Here is a 23,023-nt window from a genome sequence, read left to right as displayed (position 1 = left end):
TTCCTCCATTCCATCGAGGTGATATAGCTGCACTCAGTACAGACCACCTACACCAATGTCACCATCAGAGGGAGCAGGTTTCTGAGCCTGCGCCTTGGGATTGGACGTCGGACCAGCACTCTGCGGACCAGCATCCCCCATATCGCTCTCGGAATCGGAAATAACGGCATCAGCTCCCGTATCCGCTGCTGTCAGCGCTTCCGTGCCAGCGCCGAAGCCATGCAGAGCCACAGAGGCGCCCGGAACCTGATCCGCCTTGAATCCGTCCGTTGCCGCGATGCGACCCGTATTATAGGACGCCAGCGTAATATCTGCCGGGACCCGGAAATCGAGCCTTGGACGATCGGCCAGCGCGACTTTCATGATCTTGTTCCAGATCGGGCCAGCGATACGGCCGCCATCTGCATTTTTACCCAAAGTCTGTGGCGTATCAAAGCCAACCCAGACGACTGTCACGATATCCGGCGAAAAGCCTGCGAACCATGCGTCATGGAAATCCTGACTGGTGCCCGTCTTGCCTGCGATGGGGCGATCAATCCCGACGCCCGCCATGCGGCCCGTACCACGGGCAATCACGTCCTGAAGCATGGCCGTGATCTGATAGGTGCTGGCTTCGCTTGCAAGAACAGGACGCGTATCGGTGAGCGACGGCACGGACACGCTTCCCGGAACAGGCTGTGCAGGCACGGTCGAGGTTGGCGGGACTGTCGCAGGCTGGCCATCCGGCGCTGTCGGCGTGATCGTGGGAGATGCCGGGTCAACCGGCGGCGCAGGAGGGGCCTGCAATGTTGTGCCCAGTGTCAGACCGGGTGCGCGCCAGACGATATTGCCGAGACGGTCCTGAATATCGTCCACCAGCGTAGGGGTCACGACATGGCCGCCATTGGCGATGCTGGCATAGGCTGCCGCTTCCTTGAGCACTGTCGTTTCGACCGCGCCCAGAGCAGCGGGGAGCACATGCGGCATCTGATCCACGAGACCTGCCTTGATAGCCGTATCCGCCACAGCCTTCATACCCAGATGGGCAGCGACACGGATCGTCACAAGGTTGCGGCTCTCACGCAGCGCGTCATGAAGGGTCGTGGGGCCCCAGTTGTCATGCTCGTAGTTCTTAGGGTGCCAGTCTCCATAAGAAACCGGAGAGTCGTCGAACTTCTCGGAGGGGGAAATTCCCTGCTCCATGGCCGTCAGATAGACGAAGGGCTTGAAAGACGAACCCGGCTGACGCAGCGCCTGTGTCGCACGATTGAATTGACTTTCGTGGAAGGACCAGCCACCGACAAGGGCCAGCACGCGCCCGGTTCGGACGTCCATCGTCACGACAGCGCCTTCAACCTGCGGAATCTGACGCAGGGCAGCGGAACCACTTTCCTGCGGTTCGATCATGATGACATCGCCAGCACGCAGCGGGTGCATCCGTCTGGCCCATGAGAGATCCGTCGCCAGAACCGGACCGGTCTTTGAGACGCCCTCTTCGATCCAGCCGACTTTGGAGCCTCCTGGCAAAACAACGCCCAGACGCCACTCACGCAGCATTCCGGCTGGGGGCGAAACCCTGTTCAGGCTGTCTTCCCACCCTTCAGCGTCAATTTCGTCCAGATGACGAACCGGGCCGCGCCAGCCACTGCGGCTGCGGTCATAGTTCATCAGCCCTTCATGCAGCAGCTTCGTGGCCGACACCTGAAGCGGCTGATCCAGACTTGTATGAACTTCAAGGCCACCCTGAAGGGCCTTGTCTTCGCCATACTGGCTAATCAACTGGCGGCGAACTTCCGCACCGAACCATTCGGAATCCGGAAGAGGGCCGAAACGCTGCTTCTGCTGCGGAACCAGTGGCTCTTTCTTGTCCTGCTCCGCCTGCTCGCGGCTGATGACGCCGTTATCGGCCATCAGATCCAGCACAATGTTCCGGCGCATCAGGGCCGTTTGCGGGTGCAGGAACGGGTTGTAGTTCGTCGGGGATTTGGGAAGAGCAGCCAGAGAGGCGGCTTCCGCATCATCCAGCTGATCGAGCGGCTTGTTGAAATAGGTCTGGGCGGCAGCTGCAACACCGAAGGCACCATTCCCCAGGTAAATGCCGTTCAGGTAGATTTCGAGAATCTTGTCCTTGGACAGGACCTGCTCCATCTTCATCGCCAGCAGGGCTTCCTTGATCTTGCGATCAATGGTCAGGACGTTGCTGTTGAGCAGCATGACCTTGGCGACCTGCTGCGTAATGGTGGAGGCACCAAGCGGGCGACGTCCGTGACGGGCGAACACGTCCGTCATGCCGGCACGGGCAATGGCCATCACGTCCACACCGCCATGGGTGTAGAAGTTGTGATCTTCCGTGGACAGAAAGGCGCGCTTCACCTTGTCGGGAATGGCATCAATCGGAACGAAAATCCGCCGTTCGTTGGCAAGCTGGGCCATGAGCCGCTCGTCGGACGCATAGATGCGGCTGACTGTAGGCGGTTGGTAGGCCCGCAGACTGTCCACGCTTGGCAGATCAGCCACAAGTTTGGCGTATGTGGTCCAGCCGAGCACACCCACGCCCGCAATGCCAACCAGCCCAACGCCGGCAACAATCGCAAGAGACTGGCGGAAACGACGGAAACGTGGGCCACGAGGCATACTGGCCCTGGGGTCCTGCGGATTACGGGAGCGAATGGAACGGCGCGTCATGAAATCTGCATAGCACTGAAACGAGCCGTTCGTCGCCCCCGCTGAAAAGGGTCATTTTGTGACGGTTTTCAGCGGCTCGTGATCATTATGGTTACGCTGCGGTTTTCTGCCAGACGTCCTGACCTTGCCGATCCAGCATAGCGAACTCTTCATCATTGAGTTTCAGGGACGCTGCCCGGACATTGGATTCCAGATGTGCTCTGCTGCCTGTCCCCGGAATAGGCAGAATGACTGGCGAGCGTTTGAGCAGCCAGGCAAGGGCAATCTGGCCCGCATCCGCACGATGCCGATGAGCGATCTTGTCCATGTCAGTGCCCGGTTTGGCGAGATCCCCAGCGGCGAGCGGCGCCCATGGGATAAAACCGATGTTTTCCTTGGTGCAGAAATCCAGCACGTCTTCGGACTTGCGATCCACAAGGTTGAAGCGGTTCTGCACGGTGGAGACCGGAAAATATTTCTGCGCGAGTTTGATGTCTTTCACGCTTACTTCCGACAGGCCCACATGCCGGATCAGGCCTTCTTCGCGGAACTTCGCAATCGCCTCAAATTGCTTTTCTGCCGGACAGTCCGGCCCGATACGATGAAGCTGCCAGAGATCTATGCGCTCCACGCCCAGTCGTCGCATGGACATAAGGACACACTGTCGCAGGTAATCGGGATTTCCCACTGGTTTCCAGATATCCGGGCCGTGCCGGGTCAGGCCGCCTTTCGTAGCGATGACCATCTTCTTGTAGGGATACAGCACTTCGCGGATCAGGTTTTCCGAAACGAACGGACCGTAGGAATCCGCCGTGTCGATAAAATCCACGCCAAATTTTGGAAGGCTTTCGAGGGTCTGAACCACTTCCTCGTGGTCTGGCGGTTCGTCCCAGATGCCCTTGCCGGTAATGCGCATGGCACCAAACCCGAGGCGATGAACCTTGAGGTCACCACCAATGAGGAACGTACCGGACTTCTTTGCGTCAATCGTAGCCATGGACTATTTCCTTTCCGATGGACGCGGGATTCAACAACGCAAAGGCGGAAGGGTTGCAGTCAACTATCCCAGCAGGCGCCCGACCATCCGGGCCGTGTAATCCACGACGGGAACAATCCGCCCGTAATTCAGACGTGTTGGCCCGATGACACCGATGGCGCCCACGATTTTCTGAGCCTCATTCCGAGCTGGGGCCACAATCATTGACACGCCGGACATACCGAACATGCCACTCTCGCTGCCGATATAGATCCGCACCCCTTCCGACGCGTCTGCGAGTTGCAGAACCTGGAGCATGGTTTCCTGTGTTTCCAGATGATCGAACAACATCCGGATGGTTGTCAGACGCTCGATTTCGGTAATGTCTGCCAGCAACTTGCCCTGACCGCGCACGAACAGCGTTCCACCATCCGCGTCCCATGTGGCGAGGCCGCTCTCAATCACGCTGGCCGTCAGAGCATCAAGTTCATGACGGTTGGCATCCATTTCCTTGCTGACCCGCTCCCTGAGGGTGCCGAGCGTCAGATCTCCGAGATGGGCGTTCAGGTAGTTTCCCGCTTCAACCAAGGCGGAATGTGGAAGGCCGGGCGGTGTTTCGATAATCCGGTTTTCCACCTGCCCGTCAGAACTGACGAGCACGACAAGCACACGACCCGGACCGAGAGCAACGAACTCGATATGCTTGAGGGTGGCATCGGACTTGGGGGCCAATACCAACCCTGCGGCAGATGACAGCCCGGACAGCATGGAAGATGCTTCCGCCAGTGTGTCCTGATAAGAACGCCCGTGAATTTCCAGACGGCTGTCGATACTGGCGCGATCTTCTTCTGTCAGAGCACCAAACTGGAGCAGTCCCTCCACGAAGAGTTTGACGCCCTTTTCCGTTGGCAGACGCCCTGCGGAGACGTGAGGGCTGAAGAGCAGTCCTGCACGGGCAAGATCTGCCATGACGTTGCGGATCGTCGCAGGGGACAAGGCTGGATTGAGGCGCTGTGCCAGCGTTCGGCTGCCGATCGGCGCACCTGTTTCGACATATTCCTCGACGATTTCCCGCAGGATCGCAGCTTCCCTGTCCCCAAGCCCGGACGGAAAGGAGTTCGACATGCGGAAGAAGGAGGGGTCAGGTCTGATCATGGTAAAACTGTATGTCGGGGCTGGAAGCGTTCTCGTCAAACGCGCTAGAGGCAGGGCTCGCTTCTGAGAGAGGATTTTTTCGCATGACAAAGCGTCCGTCCGGCCGCGCCCGCGACGAAGGTCGCCCCGTATCCATTGAGCCAGGCTTCGCCCGCCATGCGGAAGGGTCTGCGCTGATCCGGGTTGGTGGAACGGAAGTGCTTTGCACGGCGTCAATTGAGAACAAGGTGCCCCCTTTCCTGCGCAACAAGGGACAGGGCTGGATCAATGCCGAGTATGGCATGTTGCCCCGCGCCACGCATCAACGTGGGCATCGAGAGGCCTCCAAGGGCAAGCAGTCAGGCCGCACACAGGAAATCCAGCGGCTGATCGCCCGTTCCCTGCGCCCGTGCGTCAATCTCAAGAAGCTGGGCGAACGGACGATTACTCTGGATTGCGACGTCCTGAATGCCGATGGCGGCACACGCTGTGCGTCCATTACCGGCGCGTGGGTAGCGCTTTCCCTGGCGTTGCGAAAAGCTAAGCTCACTTCCGTCATCACATCACAGGTCGCCGCTGTTTCCTGCGGGCTGACAGAGGCAGGAGCCGTGCTGGATCTGGATTACATTGAAGACAGCGCAGCACAGGCCGACACGAATTTTGTTCTGACGGCCGAGGGTGGCATCGTGGAAATTCAGGGTACGGCGGAAACGTCTCCCTTTCAGGACCATGATTTTTTTGAACTGCTGCGCCTCGCACGTCTTGGCACAGCCAAGCTGTTCGAAGCCCAGAATGCAGCACTGGAGACCCTATGATGCGTCGTCTGTCCCGTGGATCAAAAATCGTTCTTGCCAGCCACAATGCCGGGAAGCTGCGTGAATTCTCTACCCTTCTGGCAGAAAGCGGCATTACGGTCGTGTCTGCTGGGGAACTGAACCTGCCGGAACCGGAAGAAACGGCTGATACGTTCGTTGGTAATTCCGAAATCAAGGCTCTTGCTGCGGCGCGAGCTTCTGGCATGCCCGCATTGGCTGATGATTCCGGTTTCTGTGTTTCCGCATTGGGCGGCCAGCCCGGCGTCTATTCAGCGCGCTGGGGTGGACCGACCAAGGATATGAGCATTGCCATGGAGCGGGTGCATCGGGAAGTGGGCGATACGACCGATCATGGTGCGTCTTTCGTCGCGGCCCTCTGTCTTGCATGGCCGGATGGAGAAACGCAGTCGGTTGTCGGTGAGTGTCATGGCCAGACGGTTTGGCCTCCGCGCGGGGAACAGGGGCATGGCTACGATCCCATGTTCGTACCAGAAGGCGAAACGCGGACTTTTGCCGAGATGGCTGAGAACGAAAAGAACGCCCTCAGCCATCGTGGCCGCGCTTTTGAACTGTTTCTGAAGGCGTGCGTGGAAGGCTGAACCGCCTTCTATGTAACAGGAGACTGGGGTTCTTCATGAGGCCACAGGCGATAGGGGCCTTCCGAACAGATCTCCATGGACATCATGACGGCTGTGCTGCTGGGAGGACAGTCGAACTTCAGCAGGGCTTTGCCATTGGTCCAGCGCGCCAGAGGGCCTTGCTGCGGCCCCCACCCATCCACAGGGCAGGAGGTGAGATGCTTGGTGAGACGATGGGCACCAAACCCATCATAAAAAGTAAGGTCCCCTATCAGCACCCCACGGCCCTCAAACCGGCTGAAACCACTGTTCAATCGGGAAAGGATCCAGAGGCGCGGAGGAACTTCGGGAAGCATGAACAGAGCATGATGTCCCTGCCAGCGGGCAGGACGAATAAGGGCTCCATCCTCCAGAAGAAGATGGAGGTCAGGGTCAGGCGTTAAGTGTTCGACAGCAGGCATGCGCTCTTTCCAAGCCATAGGGGATATGGCTTTTTCTTGCGGTCGAGTGCGCAAATCTCAGACCGGTGACAGTTCTGTTGCAGATCATGGGTAAGGTTGTCCGATGGAAGGCTGTCATTCTCAGCCAGCATCCAGGTCTTGCCCACTCCGCAGAAACGAGGCCGTCCCGGAGTGGAAACGGCAACGAGGGATATAAAACAGAACACTGCTACCGTAAAAGGTGCTCCTGTAACGATTCTTACTGAAGATTAATGACGTTTCTACGCAATCGTTATTCCTGATGATCCATGTGAGAGCGGCTTCTGGTCCGTTCAAAGTCGGACAGAATGTCCCTCAATGCACAGGACCATGACTGACCAGAACGCCGCGCTGCCAGACCTGATCCACCTGATCGATATCGGCAATGGTTTTGTCTGGCGCGCCTCGCACGATGAGCAGATCGGCCCGACGCCCCGGCTGGATCACACCACGATCGTCCAGTTCCAGAAGTTCTGCGGCATTTCCAGTTGCAAGATGGATCGCTTCCAGAGGGGTCAGACCCGCTTCGACGGTCAGAGCCAGTTCACGATGTTCGGCAAAGCCAGGCAGACGCGTCGGCGCAGCCCCTGAATCCGTACCAAAACCGATTTTCACGCCGGCACGATAAAGGGTGAGCAGGTTCTTCTGATTCAGGACAACAGCCTTGTGGGAAGCTGCTGTGAGAGGATTGGCCAGTGTTTTCTGGCGCCATTCGGCATTGGAAAGCTGAGCCATGAGAACCGGGTCAATCGCGGCGGCGACGAAGGGAATATTGAGCAGGTCCGGATGCTCGGCGAAAAGATAGTTTGCTTCATCCAGATCCAGCGTCGCGATGTACCAGACACCTTTTGCCTTCATGGCGCTGATGAGCGCCTGATCGACTGGTTGATCCCGGACGCCATGGGCCAGAATATTGGCCCCGGCATCAACGACGGCCTTGGCAATATCGAGATCGTGGATATGCACTGCGACGCGGGTGTTGTGTTCATGGGCTTCGTCAATGACGGCGCGATAGATATCCGGCGACATTTTGGGAAGCGTCTTGCCGTTCGGGACGCCATTCCGGAAATCATCCACCCACAGCTTCACCAGATCCGTATGTTCCGCAACCATGCGGTCTACATCCTGACGGGCTTCCTGCGGCGTTGAAGGGCGATAGACCTGATCGGGACCAAGACCTTTGACCATTGCTGCCGGAGGAGCACCATTTGGCGCGCCAATTCCTTGATCCACGCCGAACAGATCGGCTCCCGGATTTTTTCCGGCATGCTGCTCTTTGCGCAGATCGTCGAAAAGCGGAGAGCGGTTCAGACCGAGGGACGTTACGGTCAGGACACCGTAGTCACTATACTTTTTGAGGGCTGCGAGAATGTTCTCACGGGTATAGTTGTCGCTCCCGCCAGACGTTCCCTTGATGATGCCGACATGACTGTGATCGCTGATGAGAGCGGGTAAAAGCGTTTTGCCACTCAGATCGACATGCTGTGCTTCTGCGGGAGCGGGACTTCCAACGGACACGATGCGCCCGTCGTTAATGACAACCGTGACGTTCTCGCGAACCGGGTCGCCCGTTCCGTCAATCAGGCGGGCATGATCGAACGCCACCGGTTCGGCCTGAGCTGAGAGTGCCAGAAATGTGGCTGGCGTGGTCAGAAGCAATCCGGCAAAGGCGGAACGAAGTGTCATGATGTGTTTCCCTCAGCAGCAGTCAAGCTGAGGGGAAACGTTCTGTCATGCAAGAAAGACCCTTACACTCTCGCAGATGTGAGCGAAACTTCAGCCTTCGAGCGACTGAAGTTCGAACAGGCGGCGATAGATACCGCCGTCTTTCGCCACAAGTTCGGTGTGGGTGCCGTCTTCTTTCAGTTCGCCACAGCTGAAGACCAGGATCCGGTCCAGTTCCATGACGGTTGAAAGACGATGCGCCACGACGATGACGGTGCGGTTCTTCATGAGGCGACGCATGGCCTCCTGCACAAGAGATTCCGATTCCGAATCAAGACTGGAGGTCGCTTCATCGAAGATCAGGATTGGCGCATCAGCGAGGAACGCACGGGCAATGGCGACGCGCTGACGTTCGCCGCCAGACAGCTTCACGCCGCGCTCACCGACCATCGTGTTGTAGCCTTCCGGCAGACGTTCAATGAAAGCGGCTGCATTGGCCTGACGGGCTGCTTCCTTAATCTCCTCCAGAGACGCGCCAGGGCGAGCATAGGCAATGTTTTCCGCGAGTGTTCGGTGAAACAGGACCGGCTCCTGCGGCACGATGGCGATGTGAGACCGCAGGGAAGACTGCGTGACCTGCGCAATATCCTGACCATCCACCGTGATGCGTCCGCTGTTCACGTCGTACAGGCGCTGAAGGAGTTTGGTCAGAGTGGTCTTGCCTGATCCGCTGGGTCCAACGAGAGCCACCCGTGAGCCGGGTGCAATATCAATGTTGAGATCCTGATAGAGCGGTTTATCCTGTCCCGGATACTGGAACATGACGTGCTCAAAGTGGATTTCACCCTGCGTGAAGCGAGCCTCTTCCGCATTGGGCGCGTCCTGAATGGCGGAATCACGGCGGAAAATAGCGATGAGTTCTTCCATCTCGTTGACGGAACGCTGCACCTGACTGACCTGCTGTCCCAGATCGCGCAGATAGCCCTGCACGAGGAACATCATGGTCAGCACATAGGCTACATCCCCCGGGCCAGCCTTGCCCTGCCACCACAGCATGACGGCCAGACCGATCATGAGCATCCGCATCACGAGAGAGGCCAGTGCCTGAATGTTGGCACTGTTGGTACCCCGGAGCCATGTGCGGAGCGTGCGCTCGCGCCAACCCTGAACGATGGTATCCAGCCGCTTTTCTTCGCGGAGTTCTGCACCAAACGCTTTGACGACCGGATTACAGGTCACGGAGTCTGCGATGGCGGCACCCATCTTCGTGTCCCATTCATTGGAAGCACGGGCGCTGGGAGCGACGTAGCGGAGCGTGAGATTAATCGAGAGCCATGCGAACAGAACGACCGACACCGCCAGAACGGAGCCCATGAGCGGCGAGCGGAACATGAGAACGGCCGTTGTGCCGCCGAGAACCATGACTTCCGGGCCAATCATCAGCAGAAGTGTATCGTCCAGCGTATCAATCGCCCACATGCCACGGGTCAGGCGGCGGACGGTTGAACCGGCAAAGGTGTTGGCGTGCCAGTCCGTCGAGAACCGCTGCACCCGCTCGAAAGCCTGATTGAGCACCTTGTGCATGATCGCAAGCGTGAGGTGCGAAATACCAACAAAAGAAGAGCGACGCCCGTACAATCCGATCAGGCCCAGCGCGATCAGCCCACCAACCATCAGGAACGCATCGTTGCGCAGGCTCAGAAGCTCATCGGTTTTTGGAATCGTCGGCCCGGCGGCATGTTTGGAAATATCCGAGACGAGACGGCCCGCCAGAATCGGTGTGACGACATCTGCCAGTGTGGCGAGGGCCACACCAGACAGTGTCCAGGCCAGCAGGACCGGATGTGCCAGCCAGCGGCGGCAGACAAAGGACAGGACTTCTGTAAAGGAAACGTCGATTTTCCGGCCTTCCTGTTTCTGGCCGGTAAGATGCGTAGAAGTATCGGACACGAAGAGCTCCGCCGTTTTGTCCCTCAAGGACAACGGCCTGATGGCATGAAATTTTCAGATATTTGGCCTATCTTGCCGGACAGTCCGGATCAGACGCAACAGCCCGCGCGGAGTTTCAGCCATGACAGACGCCCCTAGACCCATGAGCAAGGCCGCGGCCAAGGCTTTCATTACCGCTCTGGCCGAAGCCAATCCGGATGCGGAAAGTGAGCTGATCTTCCGCAATACGTTCGAGCTTCTGGTAAGTGTGGTGTTGTCTGCTCAGGCGACGGACAAGTCCGTCAATAAAGCGACCAAGGGGCTGTTTGAACACGCGCCCGATCCGAAAAGCATGGCAGAACTCGGGGAAGCCGGGATCGCGCAGTATATCAAGACGATCGGCCTGTGGCGCGCCAAGGCCCATAATGTGGCTCTGCTGTGCGAGCAGCTTCTGGAGCGGCATGGCGGGGACGTTCCAGCAGATCGCAAGTCTCTTGAGGCGCTGGCCGGTGTGGGGCGGAAGACGGCCAATGTGGTGATGAATGTTGCGTTCGGGGCCGATACCATGGCGGTCGATACGCATATCTTCCGAATTGGAAACCGGACCGGGCTTGCTCCGGGGAAAACGACCCGGCAGGTGGAGGATGGTTTGGTAGCACGTATTCCCAAGGATATGCTGCGCTCGGCTCATCACTGGCTGATCCTGCATGGTCGTTATGTCTGTAAGGCTCGCGCGCCTGAATGCTGGCGCTGCCCGGCAACCCAATGGTGCCTGTACCCAGACAAGCGTCTCACACCACCACGAACCAAAGAAGCGGCCTGATCTGAACTTATTCCGCCTGAGCCAGTGGTAGGTTGGGCATTCCATGCGAGCCAACGGCTGGCACCCATGGCCGGTCTCCCCGCCAGCTTCGATCCGAGATCAGGACAGGCGCGCCGTGGCGGAGAGACACGGCATAGGCCCCATTCCTCCAGACAGAGAAACGGTCGATGAACGGGACGCCGGGGCAGGCAGTCCGGGCGGGCGATGCACTGATGAGCAGACTCACGCCCTGACAATCCTGCGCAGAGGGCGGAATTGCTCCGTCTGACGGATCTTTGGTCCGCAGAAGAAGTGTCTGTCCTTTGACAGTCATGCGGCAAAGGCTCTTCAGGCAGTCTGGAGGCAAGCTCCCCGCCGGAAGTGCCAGAGCCTGCTGCCAGTCCTGCAAGGTCAGGCGTTCCAGACTGCTGTAAGGACCAGCTTGCAGAACGCCGTCTGCCCGAACAGCGATCAGGCCAGCATCAGACGAGACCAAAATGTCCGGTCGAGGCACCAGCCAGATTGAGAGCAATCCTATTGTAATTGGTGCAAGTCCGGCGAGGCGCGCGCATCCTTTCCAAAGGCAGAGCAGGCACAGCCCTAAGAGAACGGTGAGCAGTGCCCAGCCGGGCATATGAGGCACGGGCTCATGCGCCAGCGGAAACGCGGCGACGGTTCTGGCGATGCGTTGAACGATCTGGATGCCCCACCCCATGATGGTCAATGGGAGCGCGGAGGCATGGATCGGCATGAGCAGCAGGGAGATCAATCCGGCAGGCATGATCCAGACGGCCGCCATTGGGACCGCAAGAAGATTTGCCAGAACGAACCACGGCTGGAAGGCCCCGAAATGCGCCATGCTGACAGGGAGCGTTGCCAACCCTGCGAGCAGACTTGTCAGGGACAGAGCCGTCAGGTGTGACAAGATGACACGCCCCGCTCCTCCCTCGCCTCTTAGCCTCGTGAGGGGTTCGCGAAGAGCTTCGTACCCCGCAATCAGACCCATCACGGCAGCGAAGGACATCTGGAAGGACACATCCAGCACCGATACCGGCGAGACCAGCAGAATGGCGAGCGCGATGATAGCTAGAGACCGCATGGACAGAACGCGCCGCCCCGTCAGCAAGGCCAGCGTAACCAGAACCGCCATGCCCAGCGCCCGGACGCTTGGAAGGTGCACGCCAGTCAGCAGGACATACCCAACGCCCACTGTCAGCCCTGCCAAAGCCGCGATTTCACGGCAAGGCCAGTAGAGGGCGAGGCGTTCGGATGCCGTCAAAAGGGCGCGGACAGACACTGCAACGGCCGCCATGACCAGCCCCAGATGCAGACCTGCAACGGCAAGAAGATGAGCCAGACCCGAAGCGGAAAATTCCTGTCGGGTTGTGGCATTAATGAGCCCGGTTTCGCCGACAAGCAGAGTGGCAGCGATGGCACCCGTCTGACCGGGAAGTATCGCTTCAATTCGGGCTGCGGTCTTCTCCCGGAGTGTTTCCAGACGGGATGAAGACTGACTGTTCAGAATACTCAGTTGCCCGAGCGCATATCCGCTTCCTGCGGTCCCGGAAAACCATGCTTCCCGCTGAAGGTCGCGTCCTCCGGGGAAAGAGGGTGAAGATGGAGGCCGGAGCATGGCTCGGATCTGGATGAGGCTTCCGGGTTGGGGAGAGGCAGGATCATCGTCCCGGAGTTTCAGCCTGAGCGTTCGTTTAAGCGGTGCCATTCCGGCATCTACGGGCGTGTCGAATGTGGCGTGAGCCAGAATGATCCGCCGCCCTCCCTCGTCGTCATCGGAATGGGGAGGGAGACTTTCCAGAGCAAGAACGCGCCCCGTGAGAATTGTAGCGTGCGTGGGAAGGGCAGGCATTGGTGACTGGCGTTTCGTCTGCCATGCGGCATCGAGATACCCACCTGTGAGCGCAAGAAGCAGAAACGCCCCAAAGCGGAAAAGAGGCTGGGTCCGGAAAAACCACCCTCCTGCTCCCGCCATCACGAAGCCGATCAAAGCAGGCCAGGCTGGCGGTGTGAAACGGGGAATGAGAAAAGCAAGAGCACCCAGGGCCATTACAACCGGAAGCCACCCGAACAGGCGTCGTCCCTGCTCCGCCATGATCCGCTCAAACCCAGAGACAGGCGGATAGCTGCCCTCTGGCACAGGAAAGAACGTGTTTTCCTCAGGTAGAAAAGGATCGTCAGAGTGAATAGGACTGGGCACGGCGCGACCGTAACGGATTTTCGTTCGTCAGGCGCGCGTGTTTTCAGCATCTCTTAATGATGAAGGTGCAGTGCACTTCGAAGACCAGCAGCATCACGTTCCAGTTCGAAGCCCGTGCTGCCCGGCTGGAACAGTTTTGCTGTGGCCAGACCACCTGTCACAACTGGATCGAGTCCAGCGGCATAAACAAGGTCTTTGACCTGCAATACTGCCGCTGTATCGTCCCCTGCGATGGGAACGGCCAGTTTCGGGTCTGGCCGGTGCGCTTCGGCACGCAGCGAGACCATGTCGATGGAGTTGAAAGCCCGCACGATATGTGCGGACGGAAAGTAGCGCTGAGTTGTAACGCCTGCCCCATCCCGCAATGCCACATCTGCGATCCATCCATCACGCCCGATATAAGGGTTGGCGACGTCAATCACGACCTTGTCGGTCAGTGTTCTGTTCAGATCACGCCCCAGAGCCGGAATGGCTCCATAGGGAACAGCCAAAACAACGATTGATCCGAAAGCCGCCGCCTGCGCGGGTGTCCCTGCGGAGGCCAGTGATCCCAGCGACGCGGCCAGTGTCGTTGAATCTGCCAGTGTTCTGGCAGAAACCATGACCTGATAGCCAGCCTGCACCCAGAGCGTCGCCAGAGTCCGCCCAACCTGACCAGCGCCAATAATACCGATTTTCGGTAACGGCCGAGGCGAATCGGCCATTGCCGTTCCACTGACGGCAGCCAGTCCTGCAACAGCAGCGAGGAAGGGGCGTCTTCGGAGCGGGAAGCTTCTCATGAAGGGTGCCACTCGCGTGAGAGTGCGCCGCTTTTACCCTGCACAGGGTCTGTCATCGGGAATGGCAGGGACTGGATCCGTGCAAGCTGTTCGGGCGTGGGCGCAGCGCGCAGGATGTCAAAGTCCTGCTCAGGGGGGTACGCACCGATCACGGTAAAATCGGCATCGGAGCCTAGATTGCAGTGACCTGTCCCAGCCGGAAGAAGCGCGATGTCTCCTCCCCGCACGTCCACGGTTCTGCCTGAGGGGCCACCTAGCATTAGTCGGGCCGAGCCATTGGAAAAACCAAGAACTTCGTGGCCAAGGCTGTGATAATGATGGAAGGCATAGACGCCGTTCCGCCACCGGGAGGGCCAGCCATTCCGGTTGAACAGATCCTCGTATACGCTCTCACGCCCCGATCCAGCCTCCAGGGCGTTGCGATACACGATGACAGGCAGACGGGAGTTGTTAGGCACCCAGTCGTTGCTGTGAAGTGTGAAAGCTTCAACACGGGCTGTGCTGGCGGAGGCCTTGCGGATGCGGCCATGTCCCATCGTCAGGCCCATGCCGGCCAGCATCACATTGAAATCACGCCTGTCCATGCTCGCCTCCAGCTCGGCCACTGTTGAAAATCCTGCCCTCAGGATAGGGACCCGACGAGCGGTGCAGGAAATCACACCCGCTTGAAAAGCAGGGATGTCCTGTATGTAACAGCCTTGTGACACCTGACTGCACACTCCAGAAAAACAACGACACAAATCATCCCAGAATGATGCGGATAGCCCCTCCCGCACGAGCGTGATATGAGAGCCGCATGACGATCCGTACGCGCTTTGCACCCTCGCCCACGGGCCTGCTGCATGTCGGCAACGCCCGCGCTGCCCTGTTCAATTTCCTCTTCGCCCGCCACCATGGCGGTGAGTTCCTCCTGCGGATCGAGGACACCGACAAGGAACGCTCCACGCAACGCGCTGTGGACGTGATCTTTGATGGTCTTGCCTGGATGGGGATCACAGCGGATGAGGAACCCGTCTTCCAGTCCGCCCGACAGGACCGTCATACGGAAGTGGCACTGGAACTGCTGGCCAAGGGTCAGGCGTACAAGTGCTACTGCACGCCCGAAGAACTGACCGCCATGCGCGAGAAGGCCATGGCCGAGAAGCGTCCGCCCCGTTACGACGGCACATGGCGTGACCGTGATCCATCCGAAGCGCCGGAAGGTGCGCCTTACGTCGTGCGCCTGAAGGCGCCGCGTGAGGGCGAGACCGTCATCAAGGATCTGGTGCAGGGCGAAGTTCGTGTCGCCAACGTAGAAATGGATGATCTGATCATCCTGCGCTCCGACGGCACGCCGACCTATCTGCACGCCGTGGTCTGTGACGACCATGACATGAACATCACCCACGTCATGCGCGGTGACGACCATCTGACGAACACGTTCCGTCAGGCCATGATCTACCGCGCCATGGGCTGGGATCTCCCGCAGTTCGCTCATCTGCCGCTGATTCACGGCCCGGATGGCGCGAAGTTGTCCAAGCGTCACGGCGCGCAGTCCGTCGTGGACTTCCGCGAGGAAGGCTATTTGCCAGAAGCCCTGTGCAACTACCTGCTGCGTCTAGGCTGGGGTCATGGTGACGCGGAAATCCTGTCCCGCGAAGAGCAGATCAAGCTGTTCGATCTGGATGGCGTCGGTCGTTCCCCGTCCCGCATGGATTATGTAAAGCTGGCGCATCTCAATGGCGTCTGGATGCGTCAGGCGGATGATGAGCGTCTGACCAATGACGTCATGGAGCGTCTGCAGGGCCGTGAAGGCGTTGTTGCGGATGACCGCACACGTGCCCGGGTTCTGGCCATGATGTCTGGCCTCAAGGAACGCGCCAAGACACTGGTCGAATTGACGGATAACGCAGCCTTCGCAGGCTTCACCCTGCCCCTGACCTTCACGCCCAAAGCTGAGAAGCTTCTGGACGAGAACGGCCGCAAGGTCCTTGAAGGTGTTGGGCATGATCTGGCCGAACTGCCAGACTTTACGGCGGAAGCCATCGACGGCGCTCTTCGCGCCTATGCCGAAAAGAACGAGCTGAAACTTGGCTCCGTAGCCCAGCCGCTCCGGGCGGCCATGACAGGGTCCACCACGTCTCCGGGCATTGATCTGACGCTGGCGGCTCTTGGCCGTGATGAAGTTCTGGCCCGTATTGCGAGCGTGCTCAGTGCCTGAGCGGCCATCCGTCCCCCGGCATCTGCTGGGAATCGAGGGGCTGACAGCGGGGCAGATCACCCCGTTCCTCGATCTGGCGGAGAGCTATGCGCTCCTGAGCCGTTCCCGTTCCGCACCGCGTGAAGCGCTGCGGGGCCGGACGGTCATCAATCTGTTCTTTGAGGACAGCACCCGAACCCGCACCAGCTTCGAGCTGGCAGGCAAACGCCTTGGGGCGGACGTCATCAACATGACGGTCGCCACCAGTTCGGTGAACAAGGGCGAGACGCTGCTGGATACGGCCTCCACGCTGAATGCCATGCGCTGCGATCTTCTGGTCGTACGTCATGGTCAGTCCGGTGCACCGGCCCTGCTGTCCCAAAAAGTCGAAGCCAGCGTTGTGAATGCTGGCGATGGTACACACGAGCATCCTACGCAGGCCCTGCTGGATGCCCTGACAATCCGCCGCCATTTCGGGCGTCTGGAAGGTCTGACAATCGCGATCTGCGGCGACGTTGGTCATAGTCGTGTGGCACGATCCAACATCCACCTTCTGACTGCTTTGGGAAACTCGGTGCGTTTGGTTGGACCACCGACGCTGTTGCCATCTGCAATGGCAGAACTTGGCAATGTCACGCTGTATTCAGACATGGATGAGGCCCTGAAAGGCGCAGATGTCGTGATGTCCCTGCGCCTTCAGAAGGAGCGTATGGGCGCTGGCCTTGTCCCCAGTTCCCGAGAGTATTTCCGGTTCTTCGGGCTGGATCGGCGTCGTCTGGCACTGGCGAACCCCGGTGCGCTGGTCATGCATCCCGGCCCCATGAACCGGGGCGTCGAGATTGCCTCTGATGTTGCCGATTCGGACCAGAGCGTGATTGCCGAGCAGGTGGAAATGGGTGTGGCTGTGCGTATGGCCGTTCTGGATCGCCTGTCCCGGGCACGGATGCCACTATGACGATAACTGTTTTTGAGAATGTCCGCCTGATTGACCCTGCCTCCGGTCGGGATAGCGTAGGACGCCTGACGGTTGAAGATAGCCGTATTGCCGCTATCGACAGCCCGGAGACGCCTGAAGGGGCATGCGTGATTGATGGTCAGGGTGCCGTTCTGTGCCCTGGACTTGTGGATATGCGAGTGGCCCTGGGCGAGCCGGGCTTTGAATACCGTGAGAGCGTCAAGTCAGGCGCGCGGGCTGCTGTGGCGGGTGGAATCACCACCATGGCCGTTTTGCCCAACACGTCTCCGGCAATCGACAATCCGGCTCTGGTGCATCTTCTGAAAGTGCGCGGTGAAGAGACGGGCATGGTCTCCATCCACCCTTACGGGGCGCTGACGCGTGGCTGCGAGGGCGGAGACATGGCGGAGCTGGGTCTGTTGCAGGACGCGGGGGCCGTGGCGTTCACGGATGGCACGCGTGCTATCGCGGATGCCAAGCAGATGCGCAATCTGCTGTCCTATTCCCGCTTTCTCGATGCGCTGGTTGTGCAACATCCGGAAGAGCCTTCTCTTGCAAAGGGCGCCTGTGCGACCGCGAGTGCACTAGCGGTTCGTCTGGGGCTGCCACAGGTTCCGGCCGCCGCTGAAGCGATCATGATTGCCCGTGATCTGCGTCTGGCGGAAATGACGGGTGCCCGTCTGCATTTCGCCCATGTTTCCACCGCGGAAGGGCTGGACCTGATCCGGGGCGCCAAGGCACGCGGCATCAAGGTGACGTGCGATACGGCCCCGCCCTATTTCGCGATGACAGAAGAAGACATCGGGGATTTCCGCACCTACGCGAAGTTCTCTCCGCCTCTTCGCTCCGAATCGGATCGGGCTGCTGTGTGTGCAGCATTGGCGGATGGAACAATTGATGCGGTAGCTTCCGACCATGCTCCTGCCGATGCGGACGACAAGCGCCTCCCCTTTGCACAGGCTCGTGCGGGCGGAACAGGGCTGGTTACGCTTCTTGGTGTTACTCTCGGCGCTGGCCTGCCTTTGATCGAGGCTCTGCGCCTTGTTACCTGTGCCCCGGCCTCCCTGCTGCGGATTTCAGCCGGCACGCTGGCCGTTGGTCAGGATGCGGATCTCTGTCTGTTCGATCCGGAAGCAGTCTGGGAAGTTCGTGCTGGCGAACTACCGGGGCGTGCCCAGAATACGCCATTCGATGGCCAGAAGCTGACAGGCCGCGTACTGCGGACCTTCCGTCGTGGTGTTGAGGTTTTCACGGCTGAGGGTCTGGCATGACGCTGCCTTATCCGAGCCTGCTCCTGATCGCTGCGATTGCCTATGGCCTTGGCAGTATTCCCTTCGGGCTGATCCTCACAGCGGCCACTGGCGGCGGAGACATCCGCCAGATCGGGTCCGGCAATATCGGCGCGACGAACGTGCTACGCACCGGACGCAAGGGACTGGCTGCCGCAACGCTGCTGCTGGATGCCCTCAAAGGTGCGCTGGCGGTGTTTCTGGCTCTCCGACTCGGCAGCGATCAGCCTTCACTGGCAATGGCCGTGGCGGCTGTCGCTGTGGTGGTCGGACACTGCTTCCCGGTCTGGCTTGGGTTCCGGGGGGGTAAAGGTGTGGCGACTGGCCTTGGAGCGATCTGGGTTCTGAGCTGGCCTGTCGGTGTGGCCTGCTGCGTTGTCTGGCTGGTTGTGGCGCGTCTGAGCCGGATTTCCTCAGCCGGAGCGTTGTCCGCCTTTCTTGTGGCTCCCATCCTGATGGTGGTGATGAAGAATCAGAGCGTAAATGCCCCGATTCCGGTTGCAACAGCTCTCATCGCGCTGCTGATCTGGGTTCGCCATTACAGCAATATTGTTCGTCTGCTGACGGGCAATGAACCGCGCGTAAACGCAAAAACGAAATCTTCCTGACTTTAAGGGATCGTTAAGGATTATTGGGTAGGAGCGAAAACATGACGACGTTTTCCGCTCCTCCGTTCCGGATGTCTGATCAGGACCGACTCGACGCGATGCGGCTTGCCCGGACGCCTGGCGTTGGGCCGATCAATTTTTCCCGACTGCTTTGTCAGTATGGCAGTCCGACGGCAGCGGTCGAGGCGCTTCCAGAACGGATGCGTCAGGCTGGACGGCTTGATCTTCCGGTTATTCCTTCTGCTGCCCAGATGGCTTCTGAAGTCGAAGCCCTGCATCGCATGGGCGGAGACGTTCTGATTCGAGGCGATGCGGACTACCCTTTGATGCTGTCCTTTATCAAGGATGCGCCGCCTGTCCTGTTTGTTCAGGGTGACCCTGCCAAGCTATCGCTGCGTTCAGTTGGCATTGTTGGCGCAAGAAATGCGTCCGCAGCAGGGATTCGCATGGCGGAAAGCCTTGCTGCCGAACTGGCAGACTCGGGCATCTGCGTTGTATCCGGTCTGGCACGCGGCATCGATTCGGCTGCTCATGAGGCGGCGCTTTATCCGGGCCTGACAACGGCGGCCGTCGCCGGAGGGCTGGATCATGTCTATCCCCCGGAAAATGCGAAACTTCAGGCCGGCATTGCGGAACGCGGGTGCGTCGTGACGGAAGCGCCGCTGGGAACGATCCCCCAGGCCAGACATTTCCCGCGCCGGAACCGGCTGATTGCGGGGATTTCTTTGGGGTGCGTTGTGGTGGAAGCGGCCCTCCATTCTGGCACGCTGATTACGGCCAGTCTGGCCATTTCCTACAGCCGTGAACTCTACGCTGTTCCCGGCTCGCCGCTCGATCCGCGCTCTCGTGGAGGGAATGATCTGCTCAGACAGGGCGCGACGCTCACGGAAAATGTGCAGGATATTCTTTCGTGCCTGCCTTCGGAACTCCCCGACCCCCTCCTTCCACCGTGGAGGCAAAACCAGCAGAACACCGCTCTTTTCCAAGGCTTTTCAGAACCTTATGCCGCGTGGGGCATGGACGCGTCAGAGCCATGGGAAGACCCTGATCTGGTCCTTGAAAAAGTGCTCCCGCTGCTTTCTGTGATACCGGTAACAGTTGACGAGGTGGTGCGCCGCTGCCAGTTCTCCATTTCGGCAGTACTGTCGGTGCTTACCGAGCTTGAGCTTGGAGGCGTCGTTGAGTTCGTGCCCGGCGGGCGCGTGGCGTTACAGCCGAACAGGAAGTGACGCGGAAAACCGGAGTGGCAATGACAGACGTTGTGGTAGTCGAGAGCCCGGCAAAGGCCAAGACGATCAACAAGTATCTGGGAAGCGGGTTTACCGTTCTGGCTTCCTTCGGTCACGTGCGGGATCTGCCGCCAAAGGATGGCAGCGTCCGCCCGGACGAGAACTTTGCCATGAGCTGGCAAACGGACGACCGTGGCTCCAAACAGATCGCGGCCATCGCCAAGGCGCTCAAAGGAGCCAAAAACCTCTATCTGGCTACTGACCCGGATCGCGAAGGAGAAGCCATTTCCTGGCATGTCCGCAGCGTTCTGGAAGAAAAGAAGCTTTTGAAGGGAATCGACGTCCATCGCGTCACCTTCAACGAAATCACGAAAGCCGCCGTTACGGCCGCCATGGCTGGTCCGCGTGAACTGGACCAACCGCTGATTGACGCCTATCTGGCTCGCCGCGCGCTGGACTACCTTGTGGGCTTTACGCTGTCCCCGGTTCTGTGGCGCAAGCTGCCCGGCAGCAAGAGCGCTGGCCGTGTGCAGTCTGTGGCGTTGCGGCTGATCTGTGAGCGTGAAGCGGAGATCGAAGTCTTCCGTCCCAAGGAATACTGGACCGTCACCGGTGGCTTCAACACACCCGCCAAGGCGGCCTTTCAGGCGCGGCTAACGCATCTCAAGGGCAACAAGCTGGACCAGTTCGATCTCAATAATGAGACACTGGCGTTTGAAGCCCGCGATATTGTGCAGGCCGGTCAGTTCACGGTCCGATCCGTTGAGCGCAAGCGGACGAAGCGGAACCCACCCCCGCCATTCACAACCTCCACGTTGCAGCAGGAAGCTTCCCGCAAGTTGGGCATGAGCGCCCAGACAACAATGCGTACGGCCCAGCAGCTCTATGAAGGTGTGGATCTGGGCGGTGAGACGATCGGTCTCATCACCTATATGCGAACCGATGGTGTCACGATGGCCAAGGAAGCCATCGGGGCAATCCGAGGACATATCGGCAAGGCTTTCGGAGACGAGTACGTTCCTGACTATCCGCGTGCCTATTCCACCAAGGCCAAGAACGCTCAGGAAGCGCATGAAGCCGTGCGCCCGACGGATGTTTTCCGGACGCCTGCCCAGGTTTCTCATGCCCTCTCTCCTGAGCAGAAGCGACTTTATGAACTGGTCTGGAAGCGCGCTGTAGCCTCCCAGATGCAGTCTGCGGAGTTGGATCAGGTCGCCGTGACGCTGGCAGATGCAAGCGGCCAGACGTTGCTACGCGCTACAGGCTCGACAATCGCGTTTGATGGCTTCCTGAAGCTTTACATCGAGGGCCGGGACGATACGAAGTCCGAAGAAGAGGATGGCAAGCTTCTTCCGCCGATGAAGGAAGGGGATCGCGTCTCCACCACAGGTGTGGATGCCGAGCAGCACTTCACGCAGCCACCGCCGCGATACTCTGAAGCATCTCTCGTCAAGAAGATGGAAGAGATCGGGATTGGTCGTCCGTCCACCTACGCGTCTGTTCTGGGGGTTCTGCGGGATCGCAATTACGTCCGCATGGACGCAAAGCGTTTCATGCCGGAAGATCGCGGGCGGCTGGTGACAGCGTTCCTGACGTCCTTCTTTGAACGGTACGTCGATACGGGCTTCACGGCCTCTCTCGAAGAGCAGCTTGATGACATTTCCGGCGGACGGGCAGACTGGCATGATGTCATGGCAGCGTTCTGGCAGGATTTCTCTGCTGCTGTGGCCCAGACCAAGGATCTCAAGATCTCAGACGTCATTGACGCTCTGGACGAAGATCTTGGCGCCCATTTCTTTCCACCCAAGGAAGACGGGTCGGATCCCCGTGTCTGCACATCTTGTGGTACGGGTCGTCTGGGGCTGCGTCTTGGCAAGTTTGGAGCCTTCATCGGCTGCTCCAACTACCCGACCTGTCAGTTCACACGCCGTCTGATTGCGGACGATGGAGATGCTGAAGGTCTCAGCGATGGTCCGAAGATTCTGGGTCAGGACCCGGAAAGTGGCGAAGACATCACTGTTCGCCGGGGGCCATGGGGGCTTTATATCCAAAAGGGCGAGCCAAACCCGGAAGACAAGAAGGCCAAGCCGAAGCGGACGACCATTCCCAAGGGGCTGGATGGTAATACCATCTCGCTGGAACAGGCTCTGGGACTGCTTTCCCTTCCCCGGTTTGTCGGCCTTCATCCGGAGACCGGCGAGAAGATTGAAGCTGGTCTGGGCCGCTTTGGGCCTTATGTGAAGATGGGTGCGATTTACGGCACGCTGGACAAGGACGATGATGTCCTGACCGTTGGCCTGAACCGCGCTGTGGACAGTCTGGCGAAGAAGCTGGCGTCCATTCGCAATCTGGGCGCGCATCCGAAGGATGGCGAACCGGTCATGATCCGCAAGGGCCGTTTTGGCCCTTATGCACAGCATGGCCAATTGATTGCCAACCTGCCCAAGGACCAGAGTATGGATGACGTGACTCTGGATGAGGCTGTGGCGTTGCTGGCCGAAAAGGGAAAGCCCCTGAAAGGTGCAGCAAAAAAGAGTCCAGCCAAGAAAGCCGCAGCCAAAACGACGAGAAGCAAAAAATCTGCTGCGACAGATGCAACTTCTGAGGACGCGGCGCCTAAAAAGACAACAAAGCGCGCCACGACAAAAACTTCCAAGGCCACGAAAACAACCACTTCTGCAACGAAGAAACGGAAAACGGCGGCAGACCCAGCCTCCGGGGCCTGACCTCTTTCTTCAGGAGGGTGTG

Annotated in this window: 18 protein-coding genes; 9 read left to right on the top strand and 9 right to left on the bottom strand. The window is 59.2% G+C overall.

Translation table 11 applies throughout. The annotated features are described in order from the left end of the window. Positions 1 to 33: 33 nt before the first annotated feature. The 3 genes from J4P41_RS10800 to hrcA all read right to left on the bottom strand — a co-directional run bounded on the left by J4P41_RS10800 (position 34) and on the right by hrcA (position 4,774). Positions 34 to 2,664 (bottom strand): penicillin-binding protein 1A, encoded by a 2,631-nt coding sequence (locus J4P41_RS10800; RefSeq protein WP_426067136.1) that lies wholly within the window; start codon positions 2,662 to 2,664, stop codon positions 34 to 36. 91 nt (positions 2,665 to 2,755) lie between these two features. After that, entirely contained in the window at positions 2,756 to 3,640 is an 885-nt protein-coding gene (locus J4P41_RS10795) for an aldo/keto reductase (protein WP_426067135.1), read from the bottom strand. Between the two features lie 63 nt (positions 3,641 to 3,703). Next, positions 3,704 to 4,774, bottom strand: coding sequence for a heat-inducible transcriptional repressor HrcA (hrcA, locus tag J4P41_RS10790; protein WP_426067134.1), 1,071 nt, complete (start codon positions 4,772 to 4,774; stop codon positions 3,704 to 3,706). A gap of 83 nt (positions 4,775 to 4,857) precedes the next feature. On the opposite strand from hrcA, the gene rph reads away from it, so the two are divergent. After that, positions 4,858 to 5,568 (top strand): ribonuclease PH, encoded by a 711-nt coding sequence (gene rph / locus J4P41_RS10785; protein ID WP_426067133.1) that lies wholly within the window; start codon positions 4,858 to 4,860, stop codon positions 5,566 to 5,568. Beyond that, positions 5,568 to 6,167, top strand: coding sequence for an RdgB/HAM1 family non-canonical purine NTP pyrophosphatase (rdgB, locus tag J4P41_RS10780; RefSeq protein ID WP_426067163.1), 600 nt, complete (start codon positions 5,568 to 5,570; stop codon positions 6,165 to 6,167). The genes rph and rdgB overlap by 1 nt, the downstream gene beginning before the upstream one ends. 8 nt (positions 6,168 to 6,175) lie before the next feature. On the opposite strand, the gene J4P41_RS10775 is transcribed toward rdgB, so the two are convergent. From J4P41_RS10775 to J4P41_RS10765, 3 genes are all read right to left on the bottom strand, one after another. Continuing rightward, positions 6,176 to 6,607 (bottom strand): hypothetical protein, encoded by a 432-nt coding sequence (locus J4P41_RS10775; protein WP_426067132.1) that lies wholly within the window; start codon positions 6,605 to 6,607, stop codon positions 6,176 to 6,178. A gap of 333 nt (positions 6,608 to 6,940) precedes the next feature. Continuing rightward, entirely contained in the window at positions 6,941 to 8,311 is a 1,371-nt protein-coding gene (locus J4P41_RS10770; protein WP_426067131.1) for an amidohydrolase family protein, read from the bottom strand. A 90-nt stretch (positions 8,312 to 8,401) separates the two neighbouring features. After that, on the bottom strand, positions 8,402 to 10,240 hold the full coding sequence (locus J4P41_RS10765) for an ABC transporter ATP-binding protein (protein WP_426067130.1): 1,839 nt from the start codon (positions 10,238 to 10,240) through the stop codon (positions 8,402 to 8,404). 121 nt (positions 10,241 to 10,361) lie between these two features. Between J4P41_RS10765 and nth the strand changes: the two genes are divergently transcribed. After that, positions 10,362 to 11,042 (top strand): endonuclease III, encoded by a 681-nt coding sequence (nth, locus tag J4P41_RS10760; RefSeq protein ID WP_426067129.1) that lies wholly within the window; start codon positions 10,362 to 10,364, stop codon positions 11,040 to 11,042. 7 nt (positions 11,043 to 11,049) lie between these two features. Here the strand turns inward: nth and J4P41_RS10755 are convergent, their stop codons facing one another. The 3 genes from J4P41_RS10755 to J4P41_RS10745 form a co-directional block, all read right to left on the bottom strand. After that, positions 11,050 to 13,131, bottom strand: a complete 2,082-nt coding sequence (locus J4P41_RS10755) for a ComEC/Rec2 family competence protein (RefSeq protein ID WP_426067162.1) — start codon at positions 13,129 to 13,131, stop codon at positions 11,050 to 11,052. 158 nt (positions 13,132 to 13,289) lie between these two features. Beyond that, positions 13,290 to 14,015: an NADPH-dependent F420 reductase gene (locus J4P41_RS10750; protein ID WP_426067128.1), complete on the bottom strand. Its 726-nt coding sequence runs from the start codon at positions 14,013 to 14,015 to the stop codon at positions 13,290 to 13,292. Beyond that, positions 14,012 to 14,599, bottom strand: a complete 588-nt coding sequence (locus J4P41_RS10745) for a cupin (protein WP_426067127.1) — start codon at positions 14,597 to 14,599, stop codon at positions 14,012 to 14,014. Before J4P41_RS10745 ends, J4P41_RS10750 begins: the two co-directional genes overlap by 4 nt. 212 nt (positions 14,600 to 14,811) lie before the next feature. Between J4P41_RS10745 and gltX the strand changes: the two genes are divergently transcribed. The 6 genes from gltX to topA are packed head-to-tail and all read left to right on the top strand — an operon-like array spanning position 14,812 to position 23,001. Continuing rightward, entirely contained in the window at positions 14,812 to 16,215 is a 1,404-nt protein-coding gene (gene gltX, locus J4P41_RS10740) for a glutamate--tRNA ligase (RefSeq protein WP_426067126.1), read from the top strand. Next, entirely contained in the window at positions 16,208 to 17,149 is a 942-nt protein-coding gene (locus tag J4P41_RS10735; RefSeq protein WP_426067125.1) for an aspartate carbamoyltransferase catalytic subunit, read from the top strand. The genes gltX and J4P41_RS10735 overlap by 8 nt, the downstream gene beginning before the upstream one ends. Continuing rightward, the gene (locus tag J4P41_RS10730; protein WP_426067124.1) at positions 17,146 to 18,420 is read left to right on the top strand and encodes a dihydroorotase; all 1,275 of its coding nucleotides are present in this window, start codon (positions 17,146 to 17,148) and stop codon (positions 18,418 to 18,420) included. The genes J4P41_RS10735 and J4P41_RS10730 overlap by 4 nt, the downstream gene beginning before the upstream one ends. Continuing rightward, the gene (gene plsY, locus J4P41_RS10725; protein ID WP_426067123.1) at positions 18,417 to 19,046 is read left to right on the top strand and encodes a glycerol-3-phosphate 1-O-acyltransferase PlsY; all 630 of its coding nucleotides are present in this window, start codon (positions 18,417 to 18,419) and stop codon (positions 19,044 to 19,046) included. Before J4P41_RS10730 ends, plsY begins: the two co-directional genes overlap by 4 nt. Before the next feature lie 41 nt (positions 19,047 to 19,087). After that, positions 19,088 to 20,275 (top strand): DNA-processing protein DprA, encoded by a 1,188-nt coding sequence (gene dprA, locus J4P41_RS10720; protein ID WP_426067122.1) that lies wholly within the window; start codon positions 19,088 to 19,090, stop codon positions 20,273 to 20,275. Positions 20,276 to 20,295: 20 nt separating this feature from the next. Next, positions 20,296 to 23,001: a type I DNA topoisomerase gene (gene topA, locus J4P41_RS10715; RefSeq protein ID WP_426067121.1), complete on the top strand. Its 2,706-nt coding sequence runs from the start codon at positions 20,296 to 20,298 to the stop codon at positions 22,999 to 23,001. Positions 23,002 to 23,023: the final 22 nt, after the last annotated feature.

Source organism: Gluconobacter sp. NFX36 (genome assembly GCF_049887835.1).
GTDB lineage: Bacteria > Pseudomonadota > Alphaproteobacteria > Acetobacterales > Acetobacteraceae > Gluconobacter > Gluconobacter japonicus_A.
The sequence above is the reverse complement of the archived record's forward strand: the minus strand, read 5'-3'. Positions and strand labels throughout refer to the sequence as shown.

What these genes read in the sequence shown, in the direction of transcription:
- J4P41_RS10800 (WP_426067136.1), bottom strand. Translation starts at nt 2,664, where the DNA reads ATGACGCGCCGTTCCATTCGCTCCCGTAATCCGCAGGACCCCAGGGCC.
- J4P41_RS10795 (WP_426067135.1), bottom strand. Translation starts at nt 3,640, where the DNA reads ATGGCTACGATTGACGCAAAGAAGTCCGGTACGTTCCTCATTGGTGGT.
- hrcA (WP_426067134.1), bottom strand. Translation starts at nt 4,774, where the DNA reads ATGATCAGACCTGACCCCTCCTTCTTCCGCATGTCGAACTCCTTTCCG.
- rph (WP_426067133.1), top strand. Translation starts at nt 4,858, where the DNA reads ATGACAAAGCGTCCGTCCGGCCGCGCCCGCGACGAAGGTCGCCCCGTA.
- rdgB (WP_426067163.1), top strand. Translation starts at nt 5,568, where the DNA reads ATGCGTCGTCTGTCCCGTGGATCAAAAATCGTTCTTGCCAGCCACAAT.
- J4P41_RS10775 (WP_426067132.1), bottom strand. Translation starts at nt 6,607, where the DNA reads ATGCCTGCTGTCGAACACTTAACGCCTGACCCTGACCTCCATCTTCTT.
- J4P41_RS10770 (WP_426067131.1), bottom strand. Translation starts at nt 8,311, where the DNA reads ATGACACTTCGTTCCGCCTTTGCCGGATTGCTTCTGACCACGCCAGCC.
- nth (WP_426067129.1), top strand. Translation starts at nt 10,362, where the DNA reads ATGACAGACGCCCCTAGACCCATGAGCAAGGCCGCGGCCAAGGCTTTC.
- J4P41_RS10755 (WP_426067162.1), bottom strand. Translation starts at nt 13,131, where the DNA reads ATGGCGGAGCAGGGACGACGCCTGTTCGGGTGGCTTCCGGTTGTAATG.
- J4P41_RS10750 (WP_426067128.1), bottom strand. Translation starts at nt 14,015, where the DNA reads ATGAGAAGCTTCCCGCTCCGAAGACGCCCCTTCCTCGCTGCTGTTGCA.
- J4P41_RS10745 (WP_426067127.1), bottom strand. Translation starts at nt 14,599, where the DNA reads ATGGACAGGCGTGATTTCAATGTGATGCTGGCCGGCATGGGCCTGACG.
- gltX (WP_426067126.1), top strand. Translation starts at nt 14,812, where the DNA reads ATGACGATCCGTACGCGCTTTGCACCCTCGCCCACGGGCCTGCTGCAT.
- J4P41_RS10730 (WP_426067124.1), top strand. Translation starts at nt 17,146, where the DNA reads ATGACGATAACTGTTTTTGAGAATGTCCGCCTGATTGACCCTGCCTCC.
- plsY (WP_426067123.1), top strand. Translation starts at nt 18,417, where the DNA reads ATGACGCTGCCTTATCCGAGCCTGCTCCTGATCGCTGCGATTGCCTAT.
- dprA (WP_426067122.1), top strand. Translation starts at nt 19,088, where the DNA reads ATGACGACGTTTTCCGCTCCTCCGTTCCGGATGTCTGATCAGGACCGA.
- topA (WP_426067121.1), top strand. Translation starts at nt 20,296, where the DNA reads ATGACAGACGTTGTGGTAGTCGAGAGCCCGGCAAAGGCCAAGACGATC.